Source organism: Sphingomonas sp. Leaf28, assembly GCF_001421685.1.
GTDB classification, from domain to species: domain Bacteria; phylum Pseudomonadota; class Alphaproteobacteria; order Sphingomonadales; family Sphingomonadaceae; genus Sphingomonas; species Sphingomonas aurantiaca.
This window is the reverse complement of record NZ_LMKX01000001.1, coordinates 1,018,807-1,040,331: the sequence shown is the minus strand read 5'-3', so window position 1 is coordinate 1,040,331 and position 21,525 is coordinate 1,018,807. Positions and strand designations below refer to the sequence as shown.

Annotated in this window: 17 protein-coding genes; 14 read left to right on the top strand and 3 right to left on the bottom strand. The window is 67.8% G+C overall.

From position 1 onward, the window contains the following. The first annotated feature begins 26 nt into the window (after window positions 1-26). The 9 genes from flgF (at window position 27) to ASE79_RS04770 (ending at window position 7,933) form a co-directional block, all read left to right on the top strand. Complete coding sequence (gene flgF / locus ASE79_RS04810) at window positions 27-779, top strand: flagellar basal-body rod protein FlgF (protein ID WP_056412381.1); 753 nt, start codon at window positions 27-29, stop codon at window positions 777-779. Between the two features lie 13 nt (window positions 780-792). After that, the gene (flgG, locus tag ASE79_RS04805) at window positions 793-1,581 is read left to right on the top strand and encodes a flagellar basal-body rod protein FlgG (RefSeq protein ID WP_056412379.1); all 789 of its coding nucleotides are present in this window, start codon (window positions 793-795) and stop codon (window positions 1,579-1,581) included. An 8-nt stretch (window positions 1,582-1,589) separates the two neighbouring features. Beyond that, complete coding sequence (locus ASE79_RS04800; RefSeq protein ID WP_056412376.1) at window positions 1,590-2,336, top strand: flagellar basal body L-ring protein FlgH; 747 nt, start codon at window positions 1,590-1,592, stop codon at window positions 2,334-2,336. Window positions 2,337-2,346: 10 nt separating this feature from the next. Next, on the top strand, window positions 2,347-3,438 hold the full coding sequence (locus ASE79_RS04795; RefSeq protein WP_056412373.1) for a flagellar basal body P-ring protein FlgI: 1,092 nt from the start codon (window positions 2,347-2,349) through the stop codon (window positions 3,436-3,438). Continuing rightward, window positions 3,435-3,758 carry a rod-binding protein gene (locus tag ASE79_RS20705; RefSeq protein WP_056412370.1) on the top strand — a complete coding sequence of 108 codons (324 nt, stop codon included), beginning with the start codon at window positions 3,435-3,437 and terminating at the stop codon, window positions 3,756-3,758. The genes ASE79_RS04795 and ASE79_RS20705 overlap by 4 nt, the downstream gene beginning before the upstream one ends. Next, window positions 3,755-5,101 carry a flagellar hook-associated protein FlgK gene (flgK, locus tag ASE79_RS04785; RefSeq protein ID WP_056412367.1) on the top strand — a complete coding sequence of 449 codons (1,347 nt, stop codon included), beginning with the start codon at window positions 3,755-3,757 and terminating at the stop codon, window positions 5,099-5,101. The genes ASE79_RS20705 and flgK overlap by 4 nt, the downstream gene beginning before the upstream one ends. 5 nt (window positions 5,102-5,106) lie before the next feature. Next, the gene (locus tag ASE79_RS04780; protein WP_056412364.1) at window positions 5,107-6,027 is read left to right on the top strand and encodes a flagellin; all 921 of its coding nucleotides are present in this window, start codon (window positions 5,107-5,109) and stop codon (window positions 6,025-6,027) included. A gap of 122 nt (window positions 6,028-6,149) precedes the next feature. Then, window positions 6,150-7,013, top strand: coding sequence for a flagellar motor stator protein MotA (gene motA, locus ASE79_RS04775; protein WP_056412361.1), 864 nt, complete (start codon window positions 6,150-6,152; stop codon window positions 7,011-7,013). A gap of 17 nt (window positions 7,014-7,030) precedes the next feature. Next, a complete protein-coding gene (locus ASE79_RS04770; RefSeq protein WP_056412358.1) occupies window positions 7,031-7,933 on the top strand; it encodes a flagellar motor protein MotB in 903 nt (300 codons plus the stop codon). A 78-nt stretch (window positions 7,934-8,011) separates the two neighbouring features. On the opposite strand, the gene ASE79_RS04765 is transcribed toward ASE79_RS04770, so the two are convergent. Continuing rightward, on the bottom strand, window positions 8,012-8,512 hold the full coding sequence (locus tag ASE79_RS04765) for a MucR family transcriptional regulator (RefSeq protein ID WP_056413410.1): 501 nt from the start codon (window positions 8,510-8,512) through the stop codon (window positions 8,012-8,014). 270 nt (window positions 8,513-8,782) lie between these two features. On the opposite strand from ASE79_RS04765, the gene ASE79_RS04760 reads away from it, so the two are divergent. Next, window positions 8,783-11,095: a glycoside hydrolase family 3 C-terminal domain-containing protein gene (locus ASE79_RS04760; protein ID WP_056412355.1), complete on the top strand. Its 2,313-nt coding sequence runs from the start codon at window positions 8,783-8,785 to the stop codon at window positions 11,093-11,095. 139 nt (window positions 11,096-11,234) lie between these two features. Here the strand turns inward: ASE79_RS04760 and ASE79_RS04755 are convergent, their stop codons facing one another. Further along, window positions 11,235-13,049: a DUF885 domain-containing protein gene (locus tag ASE79_RS04755; RefSeq protein WP_056412352.1), complete on the bottom strand. Its 1,815-nt coding sequence runs from the start codon at window positions 13,047-13,049 to the stop codon at window positions 11,235-11,237. A gap of 422 nt (window positions 13,050-13,471) precedes the next feature. Then, window positions 13,472-14,563 (bottom strand): mannose-1-phosphate guanylyltransferase/mannose-6-phosphate isomerase, encoded by a 1,092-nt coding sequence (locus ASE79_RS04750; protein WP_082445054.1) that lies wholly within the window; start codon window positions 14,561-14,563, stop codon window positions 13,472-13,474. Between the two features lie 159 nt (window positions 14,564-14,722). Between ASE79_RS04750 and ASE79_RS04745 the strand changes: the two genes are divergently transcribed. Genes ASE79_RS04745 through ASE79_RS04730 form a run of 4 tightly spaced genes read left to right on the top strand, consistent with a single transcriptional unit; the run spans window position 14,723 to window position 21,521 of the window. Further along, the gene (locus ASE79_RS04745; protein WP_056412346.1) at window positions 14,723-16,111 is read left to right on the top strand and encodes a TIGR03013 family XrtA/PEP-CTERM system glycosyltransferase; all 1,389 of its coding nucleotides are present in this window, start codon (window positions 14,723-14,725) and stop codon (window positions 16,109-16,111) included. Between the two features lie 7 nt (window positions 16,112-16,118). Continuing rightward, window positions 16,119-18,173, top strand: a complete 2,055-nt coding sequence (gene prsK / locus ASE79_RS04740) for an XrtA/PEP-CTERM system histidine kinase PrsK (RefSeq protein ID WP_056412344.1) — start codon at window positions 16,119-16,121, stop codon at window positions 18,171-18,173. After that, entirely contained in the window at window positions 18,170-19,528 is a 1,359-nt protein-coding gene (gene prsR / locus ASE79_RS04735) for a PEP-CTERM-box response regulator transcription factor (protein ID WP_056412341.1), read from the top strand. Before prsK ends, prsR begins: the two co-directional genes overlap by 4 nt. Continuing rightward, complete coding sequence (locus ASE79_RS04730) at window positions 19,521-21,521, top strand: tetratricopeptide repeat protein (RefSeq protein ID WP_056412337.1); 2,001 nt, start codon at window positions 19,521-19,523, stop codon at window positions 21,519-21,521. Before prsR ends, ASE79_RS04730 begins: the two co-directional genes overlap by 8 nt. Window positions 21,522-21,525: the final 4 nt, after the last annotated feature.

Sequence of the window (21,525 nt, the reverse complement as noted above, 5' to 3'; positions counted from 1 at the left end):
TCGACAGCAAGGCGGGGGGAACCTGAATGGACAAGCTGGTCTACACCGCGGCGACGGGCCTGCGCGCGCACATGGCGGCGCAGGCGGCGATCGCCAACAACATGGCGAACGCGTCGACGACCGGGTTCCGCGCCGATCGCGTGGTGTTCGACCGGCTGAACCTGAAGGGCGACGGCACCACGATCGAGGCGCGCGCGCCGACCGGCGAAGAGGTGACGGATGCCGATCGCGCACCCGGCGCGATCCAGCTGACCGGGCGTCCGCTCGACGTCGCGATCACCGGCACGACCGCGTGGCTCGCGGTGCAGGCGTCGGACGGGTCGGAGGCCTATACCCGCCGCGGCGACCTGGAGGTCGCACCGTCGGGCGTGCTCCAGACCGGCGACGGGCATCCGGTGATCGGCTCGGGGGGGCCGATCACCTTGCCGCCCTACCAGTCGCTGACGATCGCCGGCGACGGGACGATCTCGATCATCCCGCAGGGCGGCGACGCGCAGAACCCGCAGGTGATCGACAAGCTGAAGCTGGCCGACACCAAGGGATCGGACACGGTCAAGGGGCTCGACAACCTGCTCCGCGTCCGCGGTGGGGGGACTCTGCCCGAGGATCTCGACGCCAAGGTGCAGGGCGGCGCGATCGAGGGATCGAACGTCAACATGACCCAGGCGCTGGTCGACATGATCGAGAACCAGCGCAGCTACGAAGTCCAGGCGAACATGATGAAATCCGCCAAGGACATGGATGAAAGCGGTGCATCGCTGATGCGCCTGCCGAGCTAGAAGGAACGGAACGATGTCATCCGCCGCCATGCATATCGCGCGCACCGGGCTCGACGCCCAGGACATGCGCATGCGAGTCATCTCGAACAACCTCGCCAACGTGAACACCACGGGCTTCAAGAAGGACCGTGCGGCGTTCGAGACGCTGGCCTACCAGACCGTCACGACGCCGGGCGCGCAGAGCACGTCCGAGACCAAATACGCGACCGGGCTCAACCTCGGCACCGGCGTGAAGATCCAGGGCACCGCGCGGATCGATACGCAGGGCGCGATGCAGACGACGGGCAACAGCCTCGATCTCGCGCTCGACGGCGACGGCTATTTCCAGGTGCAGATGCCCGGCGGCACGCTCGGCTATACGCGTGCGGGTAATTTCTCGCGCTCGGCCGAAGGCCTGTTGGTCACCAGCGAAGGCTATCAAGTACAGCCCGGCATCACCGTGCCCGAGGGCACGACCGCGATCACGATCGGCTCCGACGGTACCGTGTCCGCGACTATCCCCGGCCAGACCGAGGCGTCGCAGATCGGCCAGATCCAGGTCGCGAACTTCCCTAACGGCGCAGGGCTCCAGGCGACCGGCGACAATTACCTCGTCGAGACCGCGGCGAGCGGCGCGGCTAATGTCGGCGTCGCAGGCCAGGACGGCCGCGGCAACATCAAGCAGGGCATGCTCGAGGCGTCGAACGTCAACGTCGTCGAGGAACTCGTCGACATGATCGAGACGCAGCGCGCCTATGAGGTCAATTCGAAGATGATCTCGGCGACTGACGACATGCTCAAATACATCAACCAGAACGTCTGATCTGCACCATGGCATCTGAGGCATCCACTTCCTTGCGCGTCGGCCTGTCGCGGATCGGCGATCACTGGATCGAGATCGCGCTGGCCACCGTCGCCGGTGCGCTCGTCGCCGCCGGGCTCACCCCGTCGCCGGCCGACGCGAGCATCTTCGGCAAGAAGACACCGGCCGAGGATTTCTCGGTGGCGCGGCCCTTGCCGATCCAGCCGGTGCCAGTCGTCGCAACGGGCTCGATCTTCCAGGCGCAGGACGGCTATGCGGCGCTCTACGAAGGCTGGCGTGCACGCAAAGTCGGCGATCCGCTGACGATCGTGCTGGTCGAGCGGACCGCCGCGTCGAAGTCGTCGGGCTCGAAGCTCGACAGCAATGGGTCGGGCAGCATCACGCCGCCGACCACCGGCGCGCTCAACCTGTTCAGCAAGACCGATGCGACGCTCAGCGGCGGCCGCACCTTCAACGGCACCGGCGCCGCCGACCAGGCGAACTCTCTGTCGGGCGAAGTCAGCGTGACGGTCGCCGCGGTCTATCCCAACGGCACGATGCTCGTGCAGGGGCAGAAGCGCGTGACGCTCAACCGCGGCGACGAGTTCCTGAAGATCAAGGGGCTGGTCCGCACCGCCGATGTCGACCGCGACAACCGCGTGCTGTCGACTCGCGTGGCCGATGCGCAGATCTCGTACACCGGCAAGGGCGACGTCGCCCGCGCCGGCCGCCAGGGGTGGCTCAGCCGCTTCTTCTCCGTCGTCAGCCCGTTCTAAGGCCGTGACCATGCGCTTCCTGCTCGCCCTTCTCGCATCGCTGCTGATCGCCGCGCCGGCGTCTGCCGACCGGATCAAGGATCTGGGCGGGTTCCAGGGGATCCGGTCGAACCAGCTGACCGGCTACGGCATCGTCGTCGGCCTGCCCGGCACCGGTGACGACAATCTCGAATATACCGTCCAGTCGCTCAAAGCGGTCGCGTCGCGCTTCGGCCTGCAGCTGCCCGCGGCCGCGAACCCCGGCATGAAGAACGCGGCGGTCGTGATGATCACCGCCGAACTGCCGCCCTTCGCCAAGCCCGGCCAGCGGCTCGACATCACCGTCGCATCGATGGGCAAGGCCAAGTCGCTGCGTGGCGGCAGCCTGATCATGACTCCGCTGCTGGGGGCAGACAACCAGATCTACGCGATGGCGCAGGGCAATCTGGCGGTCGGCGGGCTTGGTGCCGAAGGCGCGGATGGCTCCAAGATCGTCGTCAACGTCCCTTCGACCGGACGCATTCCCGAAGGCGCCACCGTCGAGCGCGCGGTCGCCACCGGGTTCGACAGCGCGCCGACGCTCACCTTCAACCTCGCGCGCGCCGACTTCACGACCGCGCAGAACGTCGCGGGTGCGATTAATTCGAAATTGGGCTTCGGCAGTGCGCAGGCGATCGACGCAGTCTCCGTCGCGGTGCGCGCACCGATCGGTGCCGACGTCCGCGCGACGCTGATGTCGACGATCGAGAATCTCGACGTCGTCTCCGCCGAGCCCTCCGCCAAAGTCATCGTCAACGCGCGCACCGGCACCGTCGTCATCAACTCGGCAGTCCGTGTCGGCCCCGCGGCGATCACGCACGGCAAGATGACCGTGCGGATCGATGAGAAGCCGCAGGTCAGCCAGCCGGCTCCGTTCAGCGGCGGCCAGACCGTCGTCACGCCCAACAGCGCGGTCGCAGTCGAGGAGGAGCGTCGCCCGATGTTCCTGCTCGCACCCGGCCCCAAGCTCGCCGACATCGTCAAGGCGGTCAACGCGATCGGCGCCTCGCCCGCCGACCTGGTCGCGATCCTCGAGGCGCTGAAGGAAGCCGGCGCGCTCAAGGCCGAGCTGATCGTCCTGTGAGCCCGATCTCGGCACCCGCAGCCACGACGGGAATCTCGACCGATACGAGCCGGCTCAAGTCGAAGGACAATCTCGACAAGGCGGGCAAGCAGTTCGAGGCGGTCTTCACCGGCATGATGCTGAAAAGCATGCGCCAGGCCAAACTCGCCGACCCGCTGTTCGATTCGAAGGCGATCGACACCTTCACCGATATGCAGGACGGGCTGGTCGCCAAGTCGATGGCCGAGCACACGCCGCTCGGTATCGGCAAGGCGATGACCGATTTTCTCAGCAAATCTCAATCGGATATTAACCCGGCGGCGACAGACCCGTCGCCATGAGCGATCTCCTCTCGATCGGCGCGTCGGGCGTCCGCGCGTATCAGACCGCGTTGTCCACGGTGTCGGAGAACATCGCGAACACTGGTACCGCGGGCTATACCCGGCGGACGACCACGCTTGGCGAGGTCGGTTCGATCAGTGGCGGGGTCAGCGCGCGGAGCGTATCGACCGGCAGCGGCGTCGCGGTCAGTGGGATTGCACGGAGCGCGGACGCCTATCGCGCGCAGGCGGTGCGCAGCGCCGGCACCGATCTGGCCAAGACCGAGACCAGCGTCACCTGGATGAGCCGGATCGAATCATCGCTCGGCGACAACAAGCTGGGCGACCGGCTGACCAGTTTCTTCGGCGCGGCGCAGGCGCTGTCCGCCGACCCGACCTCCGTCCCGGCGCGGGCCGCCATGCTCGAAACCGCGAGCACCGCCGCGGCGGCCTTCACCGCGACGGGCAAGGCGCTCGATGCCGCCGCAAGCGAGCTTGATGCGTCGGCGTCGCAAGGTGCCCAGTCGCTCAACGCGCTCGGCACCACGCTTGCCAAGATCAACGACGGCCTCGCGCGCGCGCAGCCTGGTTCGTCGAGCGCGGCGCAGCTGGCAGACCAGCGCGACCAGGTGCTCGAACAGATGAGCACGCTCACCGACGTCAATACCGCGTTCGATGATCTCGGGCGCGCGACCGTGCGTCTTGGTGGCGCGTCGGGGGCGGTTTTCGTCGTCGGCACGGACAGCGGGCAGGTCTCGTTCGCGCGCAACGACGACGGCGCGGTGCAGTTTGCGGTGACGCGCGGCGGCGAGGCATCGGTGCTCTCGCCATCGGGTGGCACGCTCGCGGGGTTCGCCGACGGTGCGCAGCGCATCGCGTCGGCGCGCGCAGGGCTGAACACGATCGCCAGCGATTTCACCGCGCAGGTCAACGCGGTACAGATGCAGGGGCGGGATCTCGACGGCAAGGCCGGGACCGCGCTGTTCGCGACCGGGGAAACGGCGACCGACATCTCGGTCGCGCTGACCGATCCGCGCGGCATCGCCGCGGCGGGCGCGACGGGCGGGGTCCGCGATTCGTCGAACCTGTCGGCGTTGCAGGCCGTCCGCGGCAGTGGCGCGTTCGAGACTCGCACGACCAATCTGATCGCCGGGAACGCCGCCGCACTGGAGCAGCGCAAAACCGTCGCCGATGCGCAGAGCGCGATCCGCGACGGTGCTGTCAGTGCGCTGGCGGCCGCGTCGGGTGTCGATCTCGATAGCGAAGCGGTCGATCTGCTGCGGTTCCAGCAGGCCTATCAGGCGTCGAGCCGGGTCATCCAGACCGCACGCGATACGCTCCAGACCATCCTCGATCTACGGTAACGCCCATGCAGATCGCCACCAGCCTCTTCTATGATCGCAGCGCGAGCAAGCTGGCCTCGCTCGGCAGCAAGGCCGAGTTGCTCCAGACGCAGATCTCGAGCACCAAGCGGTTTACCGCGCCGTCGGACGACAGTGTGGCGTATCAGCGGTTGCAGGGGCTCGCGCGCGATACCGCGAACGACAAGACGTACACCGCCAATCTCGGCACCGCGGAATCGGTGCTGCAGCAGGGCGATACCAGCCTCACCGCGATGACCGATCAGCTGCAGACCGTGACGACGCTGGTGACGCAGGCCAAGAGCGGCACGCTCAACGCGGCCGACCGCAAGGCGATCGGCGAACAGATTGCGGGGATCGTCTCGTCGTTGACGGCGATCGCCAATGCCAAGGACGCGCGCGGACAGGCGTTGTTCGGTGGCGGCGACGGCGCCGCCGCGGTCGCGACCGACGGCAGCTTCGCGCTGGCCGCCAAGCCGGTCTCGGGAATCCCGATCGGCGATGGCCAGAGCGTTCAGGCGAACGAGACCGCGGCGCGGATCCTGACGGTCGGCGGCAAGACCAAGGCGGATGGCAGCATCGAGGGGGGCACCAACACGCTCGCGATGCTGTCGGCGATCGCGACCGCGTTGCAGTCGGACGATTTCAAGCCGGGGTCGCTCGATACGTCGCTCGCCGACGTGAAGGCGGCATCGGATCAGGTGACGAGCGTCCAGGCGTCGCTCGGTGCACGCGCGGCGCGAGTCGATCTCGAGACGTCGCGGCTCAAGGATGTCGGCACGGACCGCGAGGCGACCCGGTCGGGGCTCGAGGATACCGATATCACGAACACGGTGATCGAGTTGCAGAAGACGATGACGATCCTGTCCGCCACGCAGGCGAGCTTCACGAAGCTGTCTGCCCTGTCGCTGTTCGATTACCTGCGCTGAGGCCCTGATCCGCAGAGTTTTTTTGCCGTGCGCCACGCCGTGGTAACGGGTTGGCTACGAAATCCGGTTAATTCTCTGGCTACACACCTACCGTCGTCGGCCCAGAGGGATTTTCCAGCACCATGTTTCCGGTCATCGGCATCGTCGTCCTTCTCGTCATGGTGTTCGGTGGGTTCGCGTTCACCGGCGGCGCGCTCGGTCCCGTCCTGGAGGCGATCCCGCACGAAATGCTGATCATCGGCGGCGCCGCTGCGGGCGCGCTGATCATCGGCAATTCTGGCAAGGAACTCAAAGGGCTCGGCGCCGGCCTCGGCAAGGTCTTCAAGGGCCCGAAATACAAGAAGCAGGATTATCTCGACGTCATCTTCCTCGTCAGCAAGCTTATGAAGATGCTGCGGACGGACGGTCCGATCGCGCTCGAGCCGCATGTCGAGGATCCGCAATCCTCCGCGGTGTTCGCCGAATATCCGAAGCTGCTCAAGGACAAGGCGCTGGTCAACCTGATCGCCGACACGCTGCGCCTCGTCGTGGTGTCGTCGGGTACGCTCGACGTCCACGCGGTCGAGGAAGTCATGGATCACTCGATCAAGACGCATCATCACGAGGAGGAGGCTGCGCACGGCACGCTCGCCAGCCTCGCCGACGCGCTGCCCGCGCTCGGCATCGTCGCGGCGGTGCTCGGCGTAGTGAAGACGATGGGGTCGATCGACAAGCCGCCCTCGATCCTGGGCGCGATGATCGGCTCGGCGCTGGTCGGCACGTTCATGGGCGTGCTGCTCGCTTACGGCATCGTCGCGCCGCTCGCGAACCGGCTGAAGCAAGTGCTCGATGCCGACGCGTCGATCTACGATGTCGTCAAGCAGATCATCATCGCCTCGCTCCACGGCCACCCGCAGCCGCTGGTGATCGAGGCTGCACGCTCGGGCATCGCGCACAAGAACCAGCCGGGCTTCGCCGAAGTCTTTGACGGGCTGCGTGGCAAGTAGCGCGGGCGGCAGATAGCATGGCGCGCGCACCGCACGGCACCAACCAGCCGCCCAAGATCATCGTCAAGAAGATCTATATCGAGGGGCATGGCGGCCATCATGGCGGCGCCTGGAAGGTCGCCTATGCCGATTTCGTCACCGCGATGATGGCGTTCTTCCTGCTGCTTTGGATCGTCGGTGCGACGACCGAGAAGCAGCGCAAGGGCATCGCCGACTATTTCGCGCCGACGATCCTCAACACGCGGTCGCTGGGCATTGGCGGGGGCGGGCTGTTCGGCGGCGAATCGATCCTCGACAAGAGCAGGATCGGGCCGCGCTCGGGGCAGGCGAACCTGCCGCAGATCGCCATCCCCGATGCGGGGCAGGGCGGTCCGGCGACCGGGACCGGCGACAAGGGCTCGCTGCGGAACCGCCAAGCGCTCGCCGAGGAGGATCGCAAGAACTTCGAGGCAATGCGCAAGCGCGTGCTGCGCCAGATCACCGCGTCGGCAAACCTGTCGCGGCTCGCCAGCCATGTCCGTTTCGTGCCCACGCTCGAGGGGATGCGGATCGATCTCGTCGACGATGCGGATTATTCGATGTTCGCGCTCGGCACCACCGCGCTCGACACGCAGGCAGCCGACCTGATCGGCATGATCGCGACGACGATCAAGGGGATGCAGAACCCGATCATGATCCGCGGCCACACCGACAGCGTGCCCTACGGCGATCCGCGCGCGATGAACAACTGGATGCTGTCGTCGGGGCGCGCGGAGGCGACTCGCCGCCGGCTGCTGTCGGGGGGGACGCCCGAAGCGCGCTTCGAACGCATCGAAGGCGTCGCGGACCGCGAGCCGCTGATCGTCAAGAATCCCGAAGATCCGCGAAACCGGCGTGTGGCGATCACCTTGCTCTACCGCCGCGGACTCTTCGGCAAATAAGCCTCACTGATGCGACCATGAAAAAGGGCCCGGCGCGTCGCAGCGCCGGGCCCTTTTTCGTAGCCGATACGCGCGCGCTTATTCGGCGGCGGCGGTATCCGTCTTGCGCTTGCGCGGGGTCGGTGCGGGCGCTGGCGCCGCGTCGGTCGCGCGTGCGCCGGGCTTGCGACCCAGGCCGATCTTCTTGGCCATCGCGCGGCGGCTCTCCGAATAATTCTCGGCGACCATCGGGTAGTCGGGCTTCAGGCCATAGCGTTCGCGATACTCGGCAGGCGTCATGCCGTGCGTCGCCAGGTGACGGCGCAAGGTCTTGTACGACTTGCCGTCGATCATCGAGATGATGTGATCCTTCGACGCCAGCGACTTTCGCGCCGAAACGGCAGGCGTGTATTCGGTCGCTGCTTCGACCGGCGGTGCTTCCGTGGTAGCGCCCAACAGCGCGGCGACCGTGTCATGCATCTTGCCCAAAAAGGCAGGAACGTCTTCGGCCGAACTCCGCGTATTGGGATTTCCCAACCAAGCAATCGTCAGCTCGGTCGCAAGTTCGACGGCGCTCAGGTCTGTGGTATCTTCGGCCATGATCAACTCCATTTAATCCGGGCGCCGTAACGATTTGCAGGACTGGGTTCAACCGCTGGTTTAGCAATTATGCTGTAAATTTTGTAAAATCGTACATGGATTGTCCCGCGCATTGTCGAAAACGGTCGCGCAATTGCTTTAGATCAAAGAAGATATCCCGGATCGATGACTTTGCAGGTCGTTGTGTCGGCCGGGACAAGACGACAACACTAGGCGACGGGCGCGGCAGACCGTATCCCGCGTACACGTCAGTCCAGAAGAGAGAGTTTCATGATCGCATCTCGCCCCAAGGCCATTCTCGCCCATCTCCTTGCGGGATCGGTCGCGATGGGTGTCGTGGCCGTATCGCCCGCCGCCGCGCAGACGACCAACAACGCGCCCGGTGCAGCGGCCGCGCGGACCGAGGTGCCGAAGGCGCGGCCGTGGATGAATACTGCACTCGGCGCGGACGCCCGCGTCGAGTTGCTGTTGCAGGCGATGACGCTCGACGAGAAGCTGCAGCTGACCTTCGGTTACTTCGCGACCAACGCCGACTGGCTGAAGACGCCGATCAAGAACTGGGTCTATCCCAAGGACGGGCTGCCCGCCTCCGCGGGGATCGTGCCCGGCATCCCGCGGCTCGGCATCCCCAACCAGTGGCAGACCGATGCCGGCGTCGGCGTCGCCAGCCAGCGCGGACCGACGCCGCGCCTGCGCACCTCGCTGCCGTCGGGCATCGCGACCGCGGCGACCTGGAACCCCGAGCTCGCACAGGCAGGCGGCGCGATGATCGGCCGGGAGGCGTTCCTGTCGGGCTTCAACGTGCAGCTCGCGGGCGGGATGAATCTTACGCGTGAGACACGAAACGGTCGCAATTTCGAATATGGCGGCGAGGATCCATTGCTGGCCGGAATCATCACCGGGCATGAGATCAAGGGGATCCAGTCGCAGCACGTCGTCTCGACGATGAAGCATTACGCGTTCAACGGGCAGGAGACGAACCGCAACAACATTGATCACAAGATCGGCGAACAGGCCGCGCGTCAGTCCGACCTGCTCGCATTCGAGATCGCCAACGAGGTCGGCCAGCCTGGATCGGTAATGTGTTCGTACAACCGCGTGAACGGCCATTATGCGTGCGAGAACGACTGGCTGCTCAATACAGTCCTGAAGCGCGACTGGGGCTTCAAGGGCTATGTCATGTCCGATTGGGGCGCGACGCATTCGACCAGCGAGGCGGCCAATGCCGGGCTGGACCAGCAATCGGGCTGGGCGTTCGATCGCTCCGCCTACTTCGCCGATGCACTGCGCGAGGCGGTCAACAACGGCCATGTCAGCGAGGCGCGCGCGACCGACATGGCACGGCGCGTGCTGTGGGGCATGGTCTCGGTCGGCGCGTTCGACACCGTCGTGACCGGCGACCAGGCGACCAAGATCGACTATAGCGCGCACGCCGCCGTCACGCGCGCGGACGCGGAGGAGGGCATCGTCCTGCTCAAGGCCACCGCCGGGCTGTTGCCGATCGCCAAGACCGCCAAGTCGATCCTGCTGATCGGCGCACATGCCGATGTCGGCGTGCTGTCGGGTGGCGGCTCGAGCCAGGTCTATTCGCACAACGCACCGACCAACGGGCTGGTCGTGCCCGACGCCTTCCCGAGCGGTTTCCCCGGCCCCAAGACCTATCACGCCTCCTCGCCGATGAAGGCGTTGCAGGCGCGGACCGGCGCGACCGTGACCTATCTCGACGGCAAGGACGTGAAGGCGGCGGCGGCCGCTGCGCGCAAGGCAGACGTCGTCGTCGTGTTCGGCGAGCAATGGACCGGCGAGTCGATCGACGTGCCCGATCTCAACCTGCCCGATGGCCAGAACGCGCTGATCGATGCAGTCGCGCGCGCCAACAAGAGGACCGTCGTGGTCCTCGAAACCGGCGGCCCGGTGGTCATGCCGTGGCTGGGCAAGGTCGGCGCGGTGCTGGAGGCGTGGTATCCGGGCACGGCAGGCGGCGAGGCGATCGCGCGCGTGCTGACCGGCGAGGTCAATCCGTCGGGTCATCTGCCCGCTACCTTCCCCGCATCGCTCGCGCAGACGCCGCGGCCGGTGCTGGAGGGCGATCCCAAGCTCGACCGCGATTCGCACCCGATGGGCAATTACGACATCGAGGGTGCGGCGGTCGGCTATAAATGGTTCGACAAGACCGGCGCCAAGCCGCTGTTCCCGTTCGGCTACGGGCTTTCCTACACCAGTTTCGCGATGAGCGGGCTGACCGCCGCGGCGGAGGGGAAGGGGATCAAGGCCGCGTTCACGGTGAAGAACACCGGCGCGCTGCAAGGCAAGGCGGTCGCGCAGGTCTATGTATCGGGCGCGGGTTGGGAAGCGCCGAAGCGACTGGGCGCGTTCCGCAAGGTCGATCTCGCACCGGGCACGGAGCAGACGCTGTCGGTCACGATCGACCCGCGCCTGCTCGCGACGTTCGACGTGGCGAGCGGCGGGTGGCGTATCGCAGGCGGCGAGTACAGCGTGATGCTGGCTACGTCGGCGGCGGATGTCGTGCAGACGGTAAAGGTGCAGGTCGCGCCCCAGACGCTGAATCGCACGGGCAAGTAACCCACGCATCCGCCCCCGCCAGGGGGAGGTGGCTGGTGCTTGCCAGACGGGGGGAGAGGAAAGGGCGACGGGCGTTCCGTGTCCTCCCCCTCCGTCACCTTCGGTGCCACCTCCCCCTGGCGGGGGAGGATCGGCGAGATTACCCCCGCGTCTTCAACGCGGCGATCCGCTCGTCCACGCGGCGTTCGAGGATCGTGAGCGGCATCGCGCCTTCCTTGAGGATGTCGTGGAACTGCTTGAGGTCGAACCGGTCGCCGAGTGCGGCCTTCGCCTTCACCCGTGCGCGCGTCCACGCCATGTGGCCGACCTTGTAGCTGCAGGCCTGCCCGGCCTGCGTGCAATAGCGCTCCACCTCACGCTGCGTCCGCGGCCGTGCGAAGCCGGTCGTCGCGACCATATAGTCGGTCGCCTTCTCGCGGCTCCACCGCTTGGCATGGATGCCGGTGTCGACCACCAGCCGGGTCGCGCGGAACAGGAAGGACTGGAGATAGCCTGCGCGTTCGAGCGGCGACGCATAGGCGCCCAGTTCGTCGGCGAGCTGCTCCGCATACAGCGCCCAGCCTTCGGAATAGGCCGAGAAGAAGCCGATCTTGCGCAGCGTCGGAATGTCCTTCGATTCCTGTGCCAGGCTGATCTGCAGGTGATGCCCGGGCACGCCCTCGTGATAGGTCAGCGACGGCAGCGTGTATTTCGGCCAGTCGCCGACGTCCTTCAGATTGACGAAGTAGATCGCCGGGCGGCTGCCATCGAGCGAGGCTCGGTTGTAATAGCCGTTGGCCGCACCGTCCTCGATCTCGACCGGCACCGCACGAATCTCGAGCGGCTGCGTCGGAACTTGCGAAAAGGCCTGGGGCAGCTTGGCGTACATCGCCTTGATGCCGTCGTTCAGCCCGCCGATCAATTCGGTCCGGCCCGCTGCGGTGTTCGCATAGAGCTGATCGGGCATGACGTTCAGCTTGGCGAGCCGCTCGCCGACGGTGCCGGTCGTATAGCCCTGCGACTTGAGGATCGTGTCGAGCTGCCCGGTGATCTCGGCGACCTGCGCCAGGCCGATGCGATGGACCTCGTCGGGGCTCATCGTCGTGGTCGTCGCCTGGTTCAGCGCCATCGCATAGATCGCGTCGCCGTTCGGCACGCGCCAGATGCCGTCGCCGGGCCTGGTGGTCGGCTTCAGCTGCTCCATCAGCGCGATCTGGCGATCGAGCGCGGGATAGACCTTCTGGTCGACGATCGCCGTCGCGCGCGCCTGCCAGTCGCCGGTGAGGCCCTTGGCGGCGGCACGCTTGACGAGCGACTGGACGATGCTCGACGTCGCCGCCGGCTGGCTGCGCAGCTTGCGCATCTGGCCGAGCGTCAGGTCGAGCGACCAGCCCGGCGCGAGCAGGCCGCGCGCCGCCTCGGCCTGCTGCATCGCGCTTTCCTGGTCGAGCACGGTGCCGAACTGGTCGAGCCGCGCCAGATACGCTTCGGCATCGGGCGTCGCGGCGATCGTGTGCGCGGTGTTGAGAAAGTCGGGGACCTGGAAATAGGCGCCGCCCTGCTGAAAGATCCGATAGGGGCGGATCGGGCTGTCCATGCCGAACTTCTCGGGCGCGGCGATCTGCGTGGTCAGCGAATAGCGCACCACTTCGAGGTTCAGCCTGGCCGCCGGCGACAGGCCGGCGCCGTCGTAGCGGGCGAGCGTCGCCAGCGCCGACTTGGTCTCGGCGACGTCACGTGCGCGCCGGTCGGGCGTGCGCGGCGACAACTGGCTCTTCAGGCGCGCGAGCGGTCCCTTGTCGAGCCCCAGCGAGGTCGCGAGCTCGGGCGACCGTGCCACGCTGGCCTGGAAGATCCGCTCGAAGTCGGCGTTGAGCGCGGTGTCGCTGCTGCCTTGCGCGAACGCGGAAGAGGGGAGGAAACTGGTGGCAAGCGCGGCAACGCCGCCCGATGCGAGGAACTGGCGACGATCCATGACGAAAACTCTCCCGTGAACTTGTCACGCATCTAAGCCTATCGCCGCACGGATCGCCAGAGCCGGGGCGCAGGCTAATTTCGTGCGCTGCATCGTCGGAACCTGCGTTCCTCCGGAACCACAGCGATTATCATCGGTTAGAGATGGGAGCCCGGCGGCGTCCCTACCCCCCCGAGGGACCCGCCGGGTTTCGTATGCGTAGTCGAGGTCGAAGTGCAGAACGAAACAGCAAAACGTGACGCCGGCGCCCGCTTGCAGGATGTCGGCGAAACGTTGCGTTCGTCCTGGCAGACGCCGACGGACACGATGATCACCGACGATATCCCGACGCTGCTGACTCACCTGTCGCGCGTGCCAAGGGTTCGCCGCAACGCCAAGTAGGCGGTGCCCGGATCGCCTGTGCGTCCGGGCATGTCGCCGCCCTAGCGGGCCTGCGCGTCCTTCTTCGCCGCGTCGTTCTTCATCGCCTCAATCAGCTTCTTGACCTCCTGGCTGCGGCCGCGCGGCATGATCAGCACGTCGTTGCCGCTCGCCACCACGATCAGGTCCTCGACCCCGACCAGCGAGACGCGGATCCCGTCGCTCCGGACGAAGCATTGCCGCGTGTCGATCGCGAGCACATTGCCGTCGCCTTCGCTGCGATGCGCGTTGCCGACCTCGTCGCGCGCGCTGATCGCGTGCAGCGCGTCCCAGCTGCCGACGTCGTTCCAGCCCATCGCGACGGGCACGACGGCGACGCGCTCGGCCTTTTCCATGACCGCATAATCGATCGACGCGTCGGGCGACGTGGCGAACGCCGTCGCATCGGGATAGATTCGCGTGCCCTCGGTGCGCGCCTTGTCCATCGCCTCGCGAGTCGCGACCAGGATGCCCGGATCGAACTGCGCGAGCGCCTCCAGATACGCATCCGCCTGGAAAAGGAACATGCCGCCGTTCCACGCATGATCCCCACTGGCCAACATCGACTCCGCCTTGTCGAGCGGCGGCTTTTCGACGAACCGCGCGACACGGTGGACGCCGGGCTGGAGCGCGTCGCCGATCTGGATCCAGCCATAGCCGATCTCGGGCGAATCCGGCGCGATCCCGAACGTGACCAGCCAGCCCTGCGACACCAGCGGCATCGCCGCCTCGATCGCGGCGTGGAAGGCGGGGACGTCGTCGATCACATGGTCGGACGGCATCACCAGCAGCGCGTCGCCGCCACCGCCTGCGGCAATCGCGGCCAGCGCGATCGCGGGCGCGGTGTTGCGGCCCGCGGGCTCGAGGATGAGCGCCTGGGGGATCGCGCCCGCATCGGCAAGCTGTTGCTCGACCAGGTCCGCATGGCGCGCATTCGCCACGACGATCGGCGCGGCAAAGCGTTCGCCCTGCGTGCGGCCCGCGGTCAGTTGCAGCATCGTCTCGTTTGCCGTCAGTGCCAGCATCTGCTTGGGCATCTCTGGCCGCGACATCGGCCACAGGCGCGTGCCGGAACCACCTGAAAGTATAACGGGAACGATCGTACGTGCGGTCATGAAGCCTCCTGCCACGGTCGCGCTATAGTGCCCGAGCCAGGATCGCAATCGTCGAGGGCCCCAACCGGTTGCGCGCTCTTCAGGCTTTTTTGGGGAATTGCTGCCAGACGTTCGTTAGCGTCGGTAGATTTTACAGAGTGGCGTCGGGAAAAACGGACGATGATACGGCTCTTCAAGCACTATGTGCCTCATGTGGTCCTGATGCTCGGTCTTGTCGATCTGGTGCTGCTCATCACGTCTGCAGAGATTGGCTGGGTCGTCCGCGCGCACCAGATCGGCATGACCGTCGCGCCGATCCAGACGCGGATCGCGCAGCTGATCACGTTCGCGATCGCCCTGCAGGTGTCGCTGGTTGCGGTCGGCGCGTATGGCGTGGCCTCGTTCCTGTCGCTGCGCTTTGCCGCCGCGCGGCTCGCGGTCGCGCTGTCGATCGGCGTGATGGTGCTCTCGCTGATCTTCTTCCTGGTGCCGCCGCTCGCTCTGTGGCGCTCGAACCTTCTCTACTCGACCGTCATCGCGACCGTGCTGCTGGTGTCGGTCCGCGCGCTGCTCGGCAAGACGCTGGGCGGGGAGACGTTCAAGCGGCGGATCGTCGTGCTGGGCGCGGGCGTGCGCGCGTCGCGGATCCAGGCGCTGTCCGAACAGCCCGGCGTCAACTTCGTCGTCGCCGAATTCGTCCTGATGGGCGAGGCCGAGCCGGTCGTGCAGGGGGCGGTGCCGCGCGGCGCCATTCCCAACCTGGCGGCCTATATCGTCGACCAGAATGCGAGCGAGGTCGTGCTCGCGCTCGACGAACGCCGCAACGCGCTGCCGATGAAGGATCTGCTGCGGGTCCGTACCACCGGCGTCCAGGTGAGCGAGATATCGAGCTTTCTCGAGCGCGAGACGGGGCGGATCGATCTCAAGAGCGTCAACCCGTCCTGGCTGATCTTCTCCGACGGGTTCGCCTCGAGCCGGATGCTGTCGAGCGTGTTCAAGCGCGCGTTCGACATCATCGCCAGTGGGCTGCTGCTGGCGCTCACGCTGCCGATCATCCTGGTCACCGCGATCGCGATCAAGCTCGAGTCGAAGGGGCCGGCCTTCTACCGCCAGCGCCGCGTCGGGCTGTATAGCGAGGGGTTCGACATCCTCAAGCTGCGCTCGATGCGGCAGGACGCCGAGGTGTCGGGCAAGGCGGTGTGGGCCGCGGAGGACGATCCCCGGATCACGCGGATCGGCCGGTTCATCCGCAAAGTGCGGATTGACGAACTGCCGCAGACCTGGACCGTGCTGAAGGGCGAGATGAGCTTTGTCGGCCCGCGCCCCGAACGGCCGCAATTCGTCGAGCAGCTCGAGGAGCATCTGCCCTTCTATGCCGAGCGGCACATGGTGAAGCCCGGCATCACCGGCTGGGCGCAGATCAACTATCCGTACGGCGCCTCGGTCGAGGATGCGCGGCACAAGCTCGAATACGACCTGTATTACGCGAAGAACTACTCGCCGTTCCTCGACCTGCTGATCCTGTTGCAGACGTTGCGCGTCGTGCTGTGGCCGACCGGCGCGCGATGAGCGGCGCATGATCACCACGCTGGTGCTCTGGAGCTATGCGCTGGCGGCGCTGCTGTTCGGCGCGCTCGCCTTGACGCAGATGCGGCGGCCGAGCGTGCCATGGCCGCACGCGCCGTTCGTCCTCGCGCTCGCGATCACCAGCCTGTGGGCGCTTGCGGTCGCGGGGATCGACTCGCGAGACGTCGCGACCCGGATCGTCGCGAGCGTGCGCGACATCGCGTGGCTCGGCTTCATGCTCGCGCTCGTCCGGCGCGATCGCGCGGGCAATTATGCGCTGGGGGCCGTGTATTTCGTCGTGATGGCGCTCGCCGGGACCGCCGCGCTGCTCGCGGTCGCAGGCCGGATGGGGCTCGACGCCGATGCGCTGGCCGCGGTCGAATCGGCGCGCACCGTCTTCCTGATGATGAGCGCGGTCAGTGGCCTGGTGCTCGTCCATCACCTCTACCAGGCGGCGCCCCCGTCGCGCGGCGGCGTCCGGCTGGTCGTGCTCGCGCTCGCGGCGATGTGGAGCATCGACCTGATCGTCGCGGCCGGCATCTATTTCGAGATGCGCTGGATTGGTGTGTCGATCGTCGTGCGCGGCGTGATCATGACCGGGGTCGCGGCGCTGCTGGTGGTCGCCGTGCACCGCAGCGGCGACTGGACGATCGCGCTGTCGCGGCCGATCGCGGTCCGCGCTCTCTCCGCGGTGGCGTTGATCCTGTACGCCGGACTGACCGCGCTCGCGACCAGCATCGCCGCCACCTATGCCGGTCCCTATGTCCGCGTCGCGCAGACCGCGATCGTGTTCGGCGCGACCGCGGGCGTGCTGACGCTGCTGTCGACCCCGTGGCTGCGCGCCTGGACCAAGGTGAAGGTCGCCAAGCATCTCTTCCGCCACCGCTATGATTATCGCGCGGAATGGCAGCGCTTCACCGACACGCTGGGCAAGCCGGGTGCCGGCGCCGATTCGCTCCAGGCGCGCGTCGTGAAGTCGATCGCGGACCTGACCGATTCGCCGGGCGGCCTGTTGCTGGTGCCCGACGGTGCATCGCTCGGACCGGGGGCGACCTGGAACTGGGATTGCGCCGACGCCTCCGGGCAGCAGGACGAGCGGCTGGCCAGCTTTCTCGCCAGCGACGCGCGCATCGTCGAGCTCGACCGGGTCCGCGCCGGCACCGCGCCGCCCGAGGACATGGCTAGCGTTCCCGACTGGCTGCGCGCCTGCACGGACGCGTGGGCGATCGTCCCGCTGGTCCATGGTGGCGCGATGGGCGGCGCGCTGGTCGGCGCGATCGTGCTGTCGCGACCGCCGGTCGACCGCGCGCTCGACTGGGAGGATTTCGATCTGCTCCGGGTCGCCGGGCGGCAGGCGGCAAGCTATCTCGCCGAGGATCGCGCACACGCGGCGCTCGCCGATGCCGCGCGCTTCGACGAGTTCAACCGGCGTTTCGCGTTCATCCTGCACGACATCAAGAACCTCGTCAGCCAGCTGACCCTGGTCGCGCGCAATGCCGAGCGCCACGCCGACAACCCCGATTTCCGCGTCGACATGGTCGCCACGCTCAAGGATTCGTCCGATCGCATGAATGCGCTGCTCGCCCGCCTCTCGCAACACGGCCCCGTCCGCGGCGAGCCGCTCCAGCCGGTCGACGTCGCCGCGGTCGTCGCGCGCGTCGCCACCGCCCGCCGGGCGCAGCATCCGATCGTCACGCAAGGGGCGGCGGCCTGCGCGCTCGGCCACGCCGCGCGACTCGAACAGGTGCTCGGCCTGCTCGTCCAGAACGCGGTCGAAGCGAGCCGCGCGGAGGATCCCATCCTGCTGTCGATCGAGACCGTGGGCGACCGCGTGGCGATCGACGTCATCGATCATGGCTGCGGGATGAGCCCCGCTTTCGTACGCGACCAGCTGTTCCGCCCGTTCGTGTCGTCCAAGACCGCGGGCTTCGGCATCGGCGCGTTCGAGGCGCGGCAGCTGGTCCATGCGATGGGCGGCGCGCTCGACGTCGTCAGCCGCGAAGGCGAGGGCACGCGCTTCCGCATCCTGCTGCCCGCCGTCGCATCGCTGGAGGTGGCCGCATGAGCGACAAGGACCGCCCCGTCCTGTTGATCGTCGAGGATGATCTCGGGCTCCAGCGGCAGCTGCGCTGGGCGTATGAAGGCTATGAGATCGTCGTCGCCAGCGATCGGACGCAGGCGCTCGACGCGATCCGCGCGCACGAGCCGGCGGTCGTCACGCTCGATCTTGGCCTGCCGCCCGATCCCGACGGCGTCACCGAGGGCTTCGCCACGCTGCGCGACATCCTGGCGATGAAGCCCGATACCAAGGTGATCGTGGCCTCGGGGCACGGCGCGCGCGAAAGTGCGCTGCAGGCTATCGCCGACGGGGCCTGGGATTTCTACGCCAAGCCGATCGATATCGATGCGCTGGGGCTGATCGTCAGCCGCGCGTTTCACGTCCACGCGCTGGAGGCGGAGAATCGTCGTCTTGCCGCGCGGATCGACTCGGGCGGGTTCGGCGGTCTGATCAGCGCGTCGCCCGAGATGGCCGTGGTGACGCGCACGCTGGAACGCGTCGCGCCTGCCAACGTATCGGTGATGCTGCTGGGCGCGAGCGGGACCGGCAAGGAACTGCTCGCGCGCGGGCTGCACCAGGCCTCGCCGCGTGCGCGCGGCAATTTCGTCGCGATCAACTGCGCGGCGATTCCCGAGACCCTGCTCGAGAGCGAATTGTTCGGGCACGAAAAGGGGGCGTTCACCGGCGCGGTGAAGACTACCGAGGGCAAGATCGAACAGGCCGCGGGCGGCACGCTGTTCCTCGACGAGATCGGCGACGTACCGCTCGCGCTGCAGGTCAAGCTGTTGCGGTTCCTCCAGGAGCGCGTGATCGAGCGGGTCGGCGGGCGCAAGGCGATCCCGGTCGATACGCGAATCGTCTGTGCGACGCACCAGAATGTCGACGCGATGGTCGCCGACGGGCGGTTCCGCGAGGACCTGTATTATCGCCTGGCCGAGATCGTCGTGCGGATCCCGGCGCTCGCCGACCGGACCGGCGATGCGGTATTGCTCGCACGTCATTTCGTCACGCGCTACGCTGCGTCGATGAACCCCGCCGTGACCGGTCTTGCTCCCGACGCGCGCGCGGCGATCGACGGCTGGGGCTGGCCCGGCAACGTCCGCGAACTGGAAAACCGGATCAAGCGCGCGGTCATCATGGCCGATGGCAAGCTGGTCACCGCGATCGATCTCGATCTCGACGGCAAGGCCGAGGATGCGGCCGCGCTGAACCTGCGCGCGGCGCGCGAACTCGCCGATCGCAAGGCGATCCGCCAGGCGCTCGTACGCGCCGACGGCAATATCTCGGGCGCGTCGCGGTTGCTCGGGATCAGCCGGCCGACGCTGTATGATCTGCTGAAAAGCTACGACCTGCATGGCTGACGCGCGCTATCCGATGCTGCGCCGGCGCAAGCGGCGGCGGCGGCTGACGATGCCCGCGGCGCTTTCGGGCGCGCGCGTGCGCCTGCTGGCGATCGGGCTGCTGTGCCTGATCGTCGTCGGGGTCGGTGTCGCGCTGGCGCTGCGACCGCCGAAGCCTGATGCGCGCCGCTTGCTCGCCGATAGCCTGGCGACGCTGGACGCTGGCAATTACAGCGCGGCGCGCACCAACGCGCAGGCGGCGGTCACCGCGCAACCCGATTGGGGACTCGCGCATGCGGTGCTGGCGCGTGCCTATCTCGAACTCGGCGACGGGCTGGCCGCCGACGCCGAACTTTCGCGCGCGCAAGATGCGGGATTGCCCGCCGAGCGGCTCCACCAACTCCAGGCGCATGCCGATCTGCTGCAGGGCGATCCCGACGGTGCGCTCGACGAAGCGGCGCAGGCCTTGCCGCGTTACGCGGGCTATGCCGCGCGGATTTCCGCACGCGCGCTGGCGGCGCAGGGCAACGTCGTCGATGCACGCGCGCGGCTCGAGGCGCTGATCGGCGGTGCACCTGGCGATGCAGCGGCGTGGACCGATCTCGGCCGGCTCCGCCTGACGACCGGCGATGTCGGTGGCGCCGCGCTTGCGGCCGCCCGCGCGGTGGCGCTCGCGCCGCGCGACCCTGCGATCCTGACGTTGCAGGGCGAAGTGATCCGCAGCCGCTATGGCCTGATCGCTGCGCTCCCCTGGTTCGAGGCGGCGTTGGCGCGCGATGCCTATTACCACCCCGCGCTGATCGAATATGCCGCCACGCTGGGCGATGCCGGGCGGAGTGCCGACATGCTCGCGGTCACGCGTCGCGCGCTGCTGGCGCGTCCCGGCAGCCCGCAGGCGCTGTACCTCCAGGCCGCGCTCGCCGCGCGCGCAAGCCGGATCGATCTCGCGCGGTCGTTGCTGCGCGCCGCGGGGGGGACGATCAACGGGCTGCCGGGTGCGCTGTTGCTGTCCGGCAGCCTCGATTATGCGCAAGGCAAGTTCGAGCAGGCGGCGGCGTCGTGGCGGCAGCTCGTCGGGCTGCAGCCGCTCAACATCGTCGCGCGCCAGCTGCTTGGCGCGGCGCTGCTCCGGTCTGGCGACCCACGTGGTGCGCTCGACACGCTCCGGCCGATCGGTCTGCGTCCCGACGCGGATGTCTATTCGCTGACGCTGATCGCGCGTGCGTTCGACGCGGTTGGCGACGCGGGCTCGGCTGCGTCGTTCCGCGATCGCGCCGCAGCGGGCCCCGTGGCGCCGGCATCGGTCTTTGCGACCGACACCGCGATCGGTGCGCTCATGGCGGACGCCGCGACCGCGCCGGGCGATCCGACCTATGTGCTCGGGGTGATCCGCGGCCAGATCGCCGCGGGCGATACGGCAGGCGCGATTGCACGCGCGCGGTCGCTTGCGGGCGTCGCCCCCGGTGCGCCGGCGGCGCAGCTTGCGCTCGGCGATGCGCTGGTCGCGGCGGGGCGCTATGCCGAGGCGGCGGGCGTCTTCGCGCAGGCCGCGGACCTCTCGTTCGACGAGCCGACGATGCTCCGGCTGGTCGACGCGCGCAGCCGCGCCGGGCGCGCGGAGGACGCGGCGGCCGCGCTGGCGCTCTATCTGTCGCAGAACCCGCAAAGCCTCGCGGGCCAGCGCGTGCTCGGCCATTGGCAGGTCGCATCGGGCGACTGGGACAGCGCGATCGAGACGCTCGAGGGGATCCGCCGCCGGGTCGGCAACCAGGACGGTGCGGTCCTCGCCGATCTCGCGCTCGCCTATGCGGGCAGCGACGATGGCGCGATCGCGGTCCGCTATGGCCGCGCGGCCTATGGCCTGTCGCCGATGCACGCGGCGGCTGCCGATGCCTACGGCGTCGCGCTGGCCGCGAATGGCGACGAGGAGGGCGCCCGGCAGCTGCTCGTCAAGGCCAATCGCCTCGCGCCCGGCGATGCGGCGATCGCGGGGCATCTGCGCCAACTGCGCTGACTCT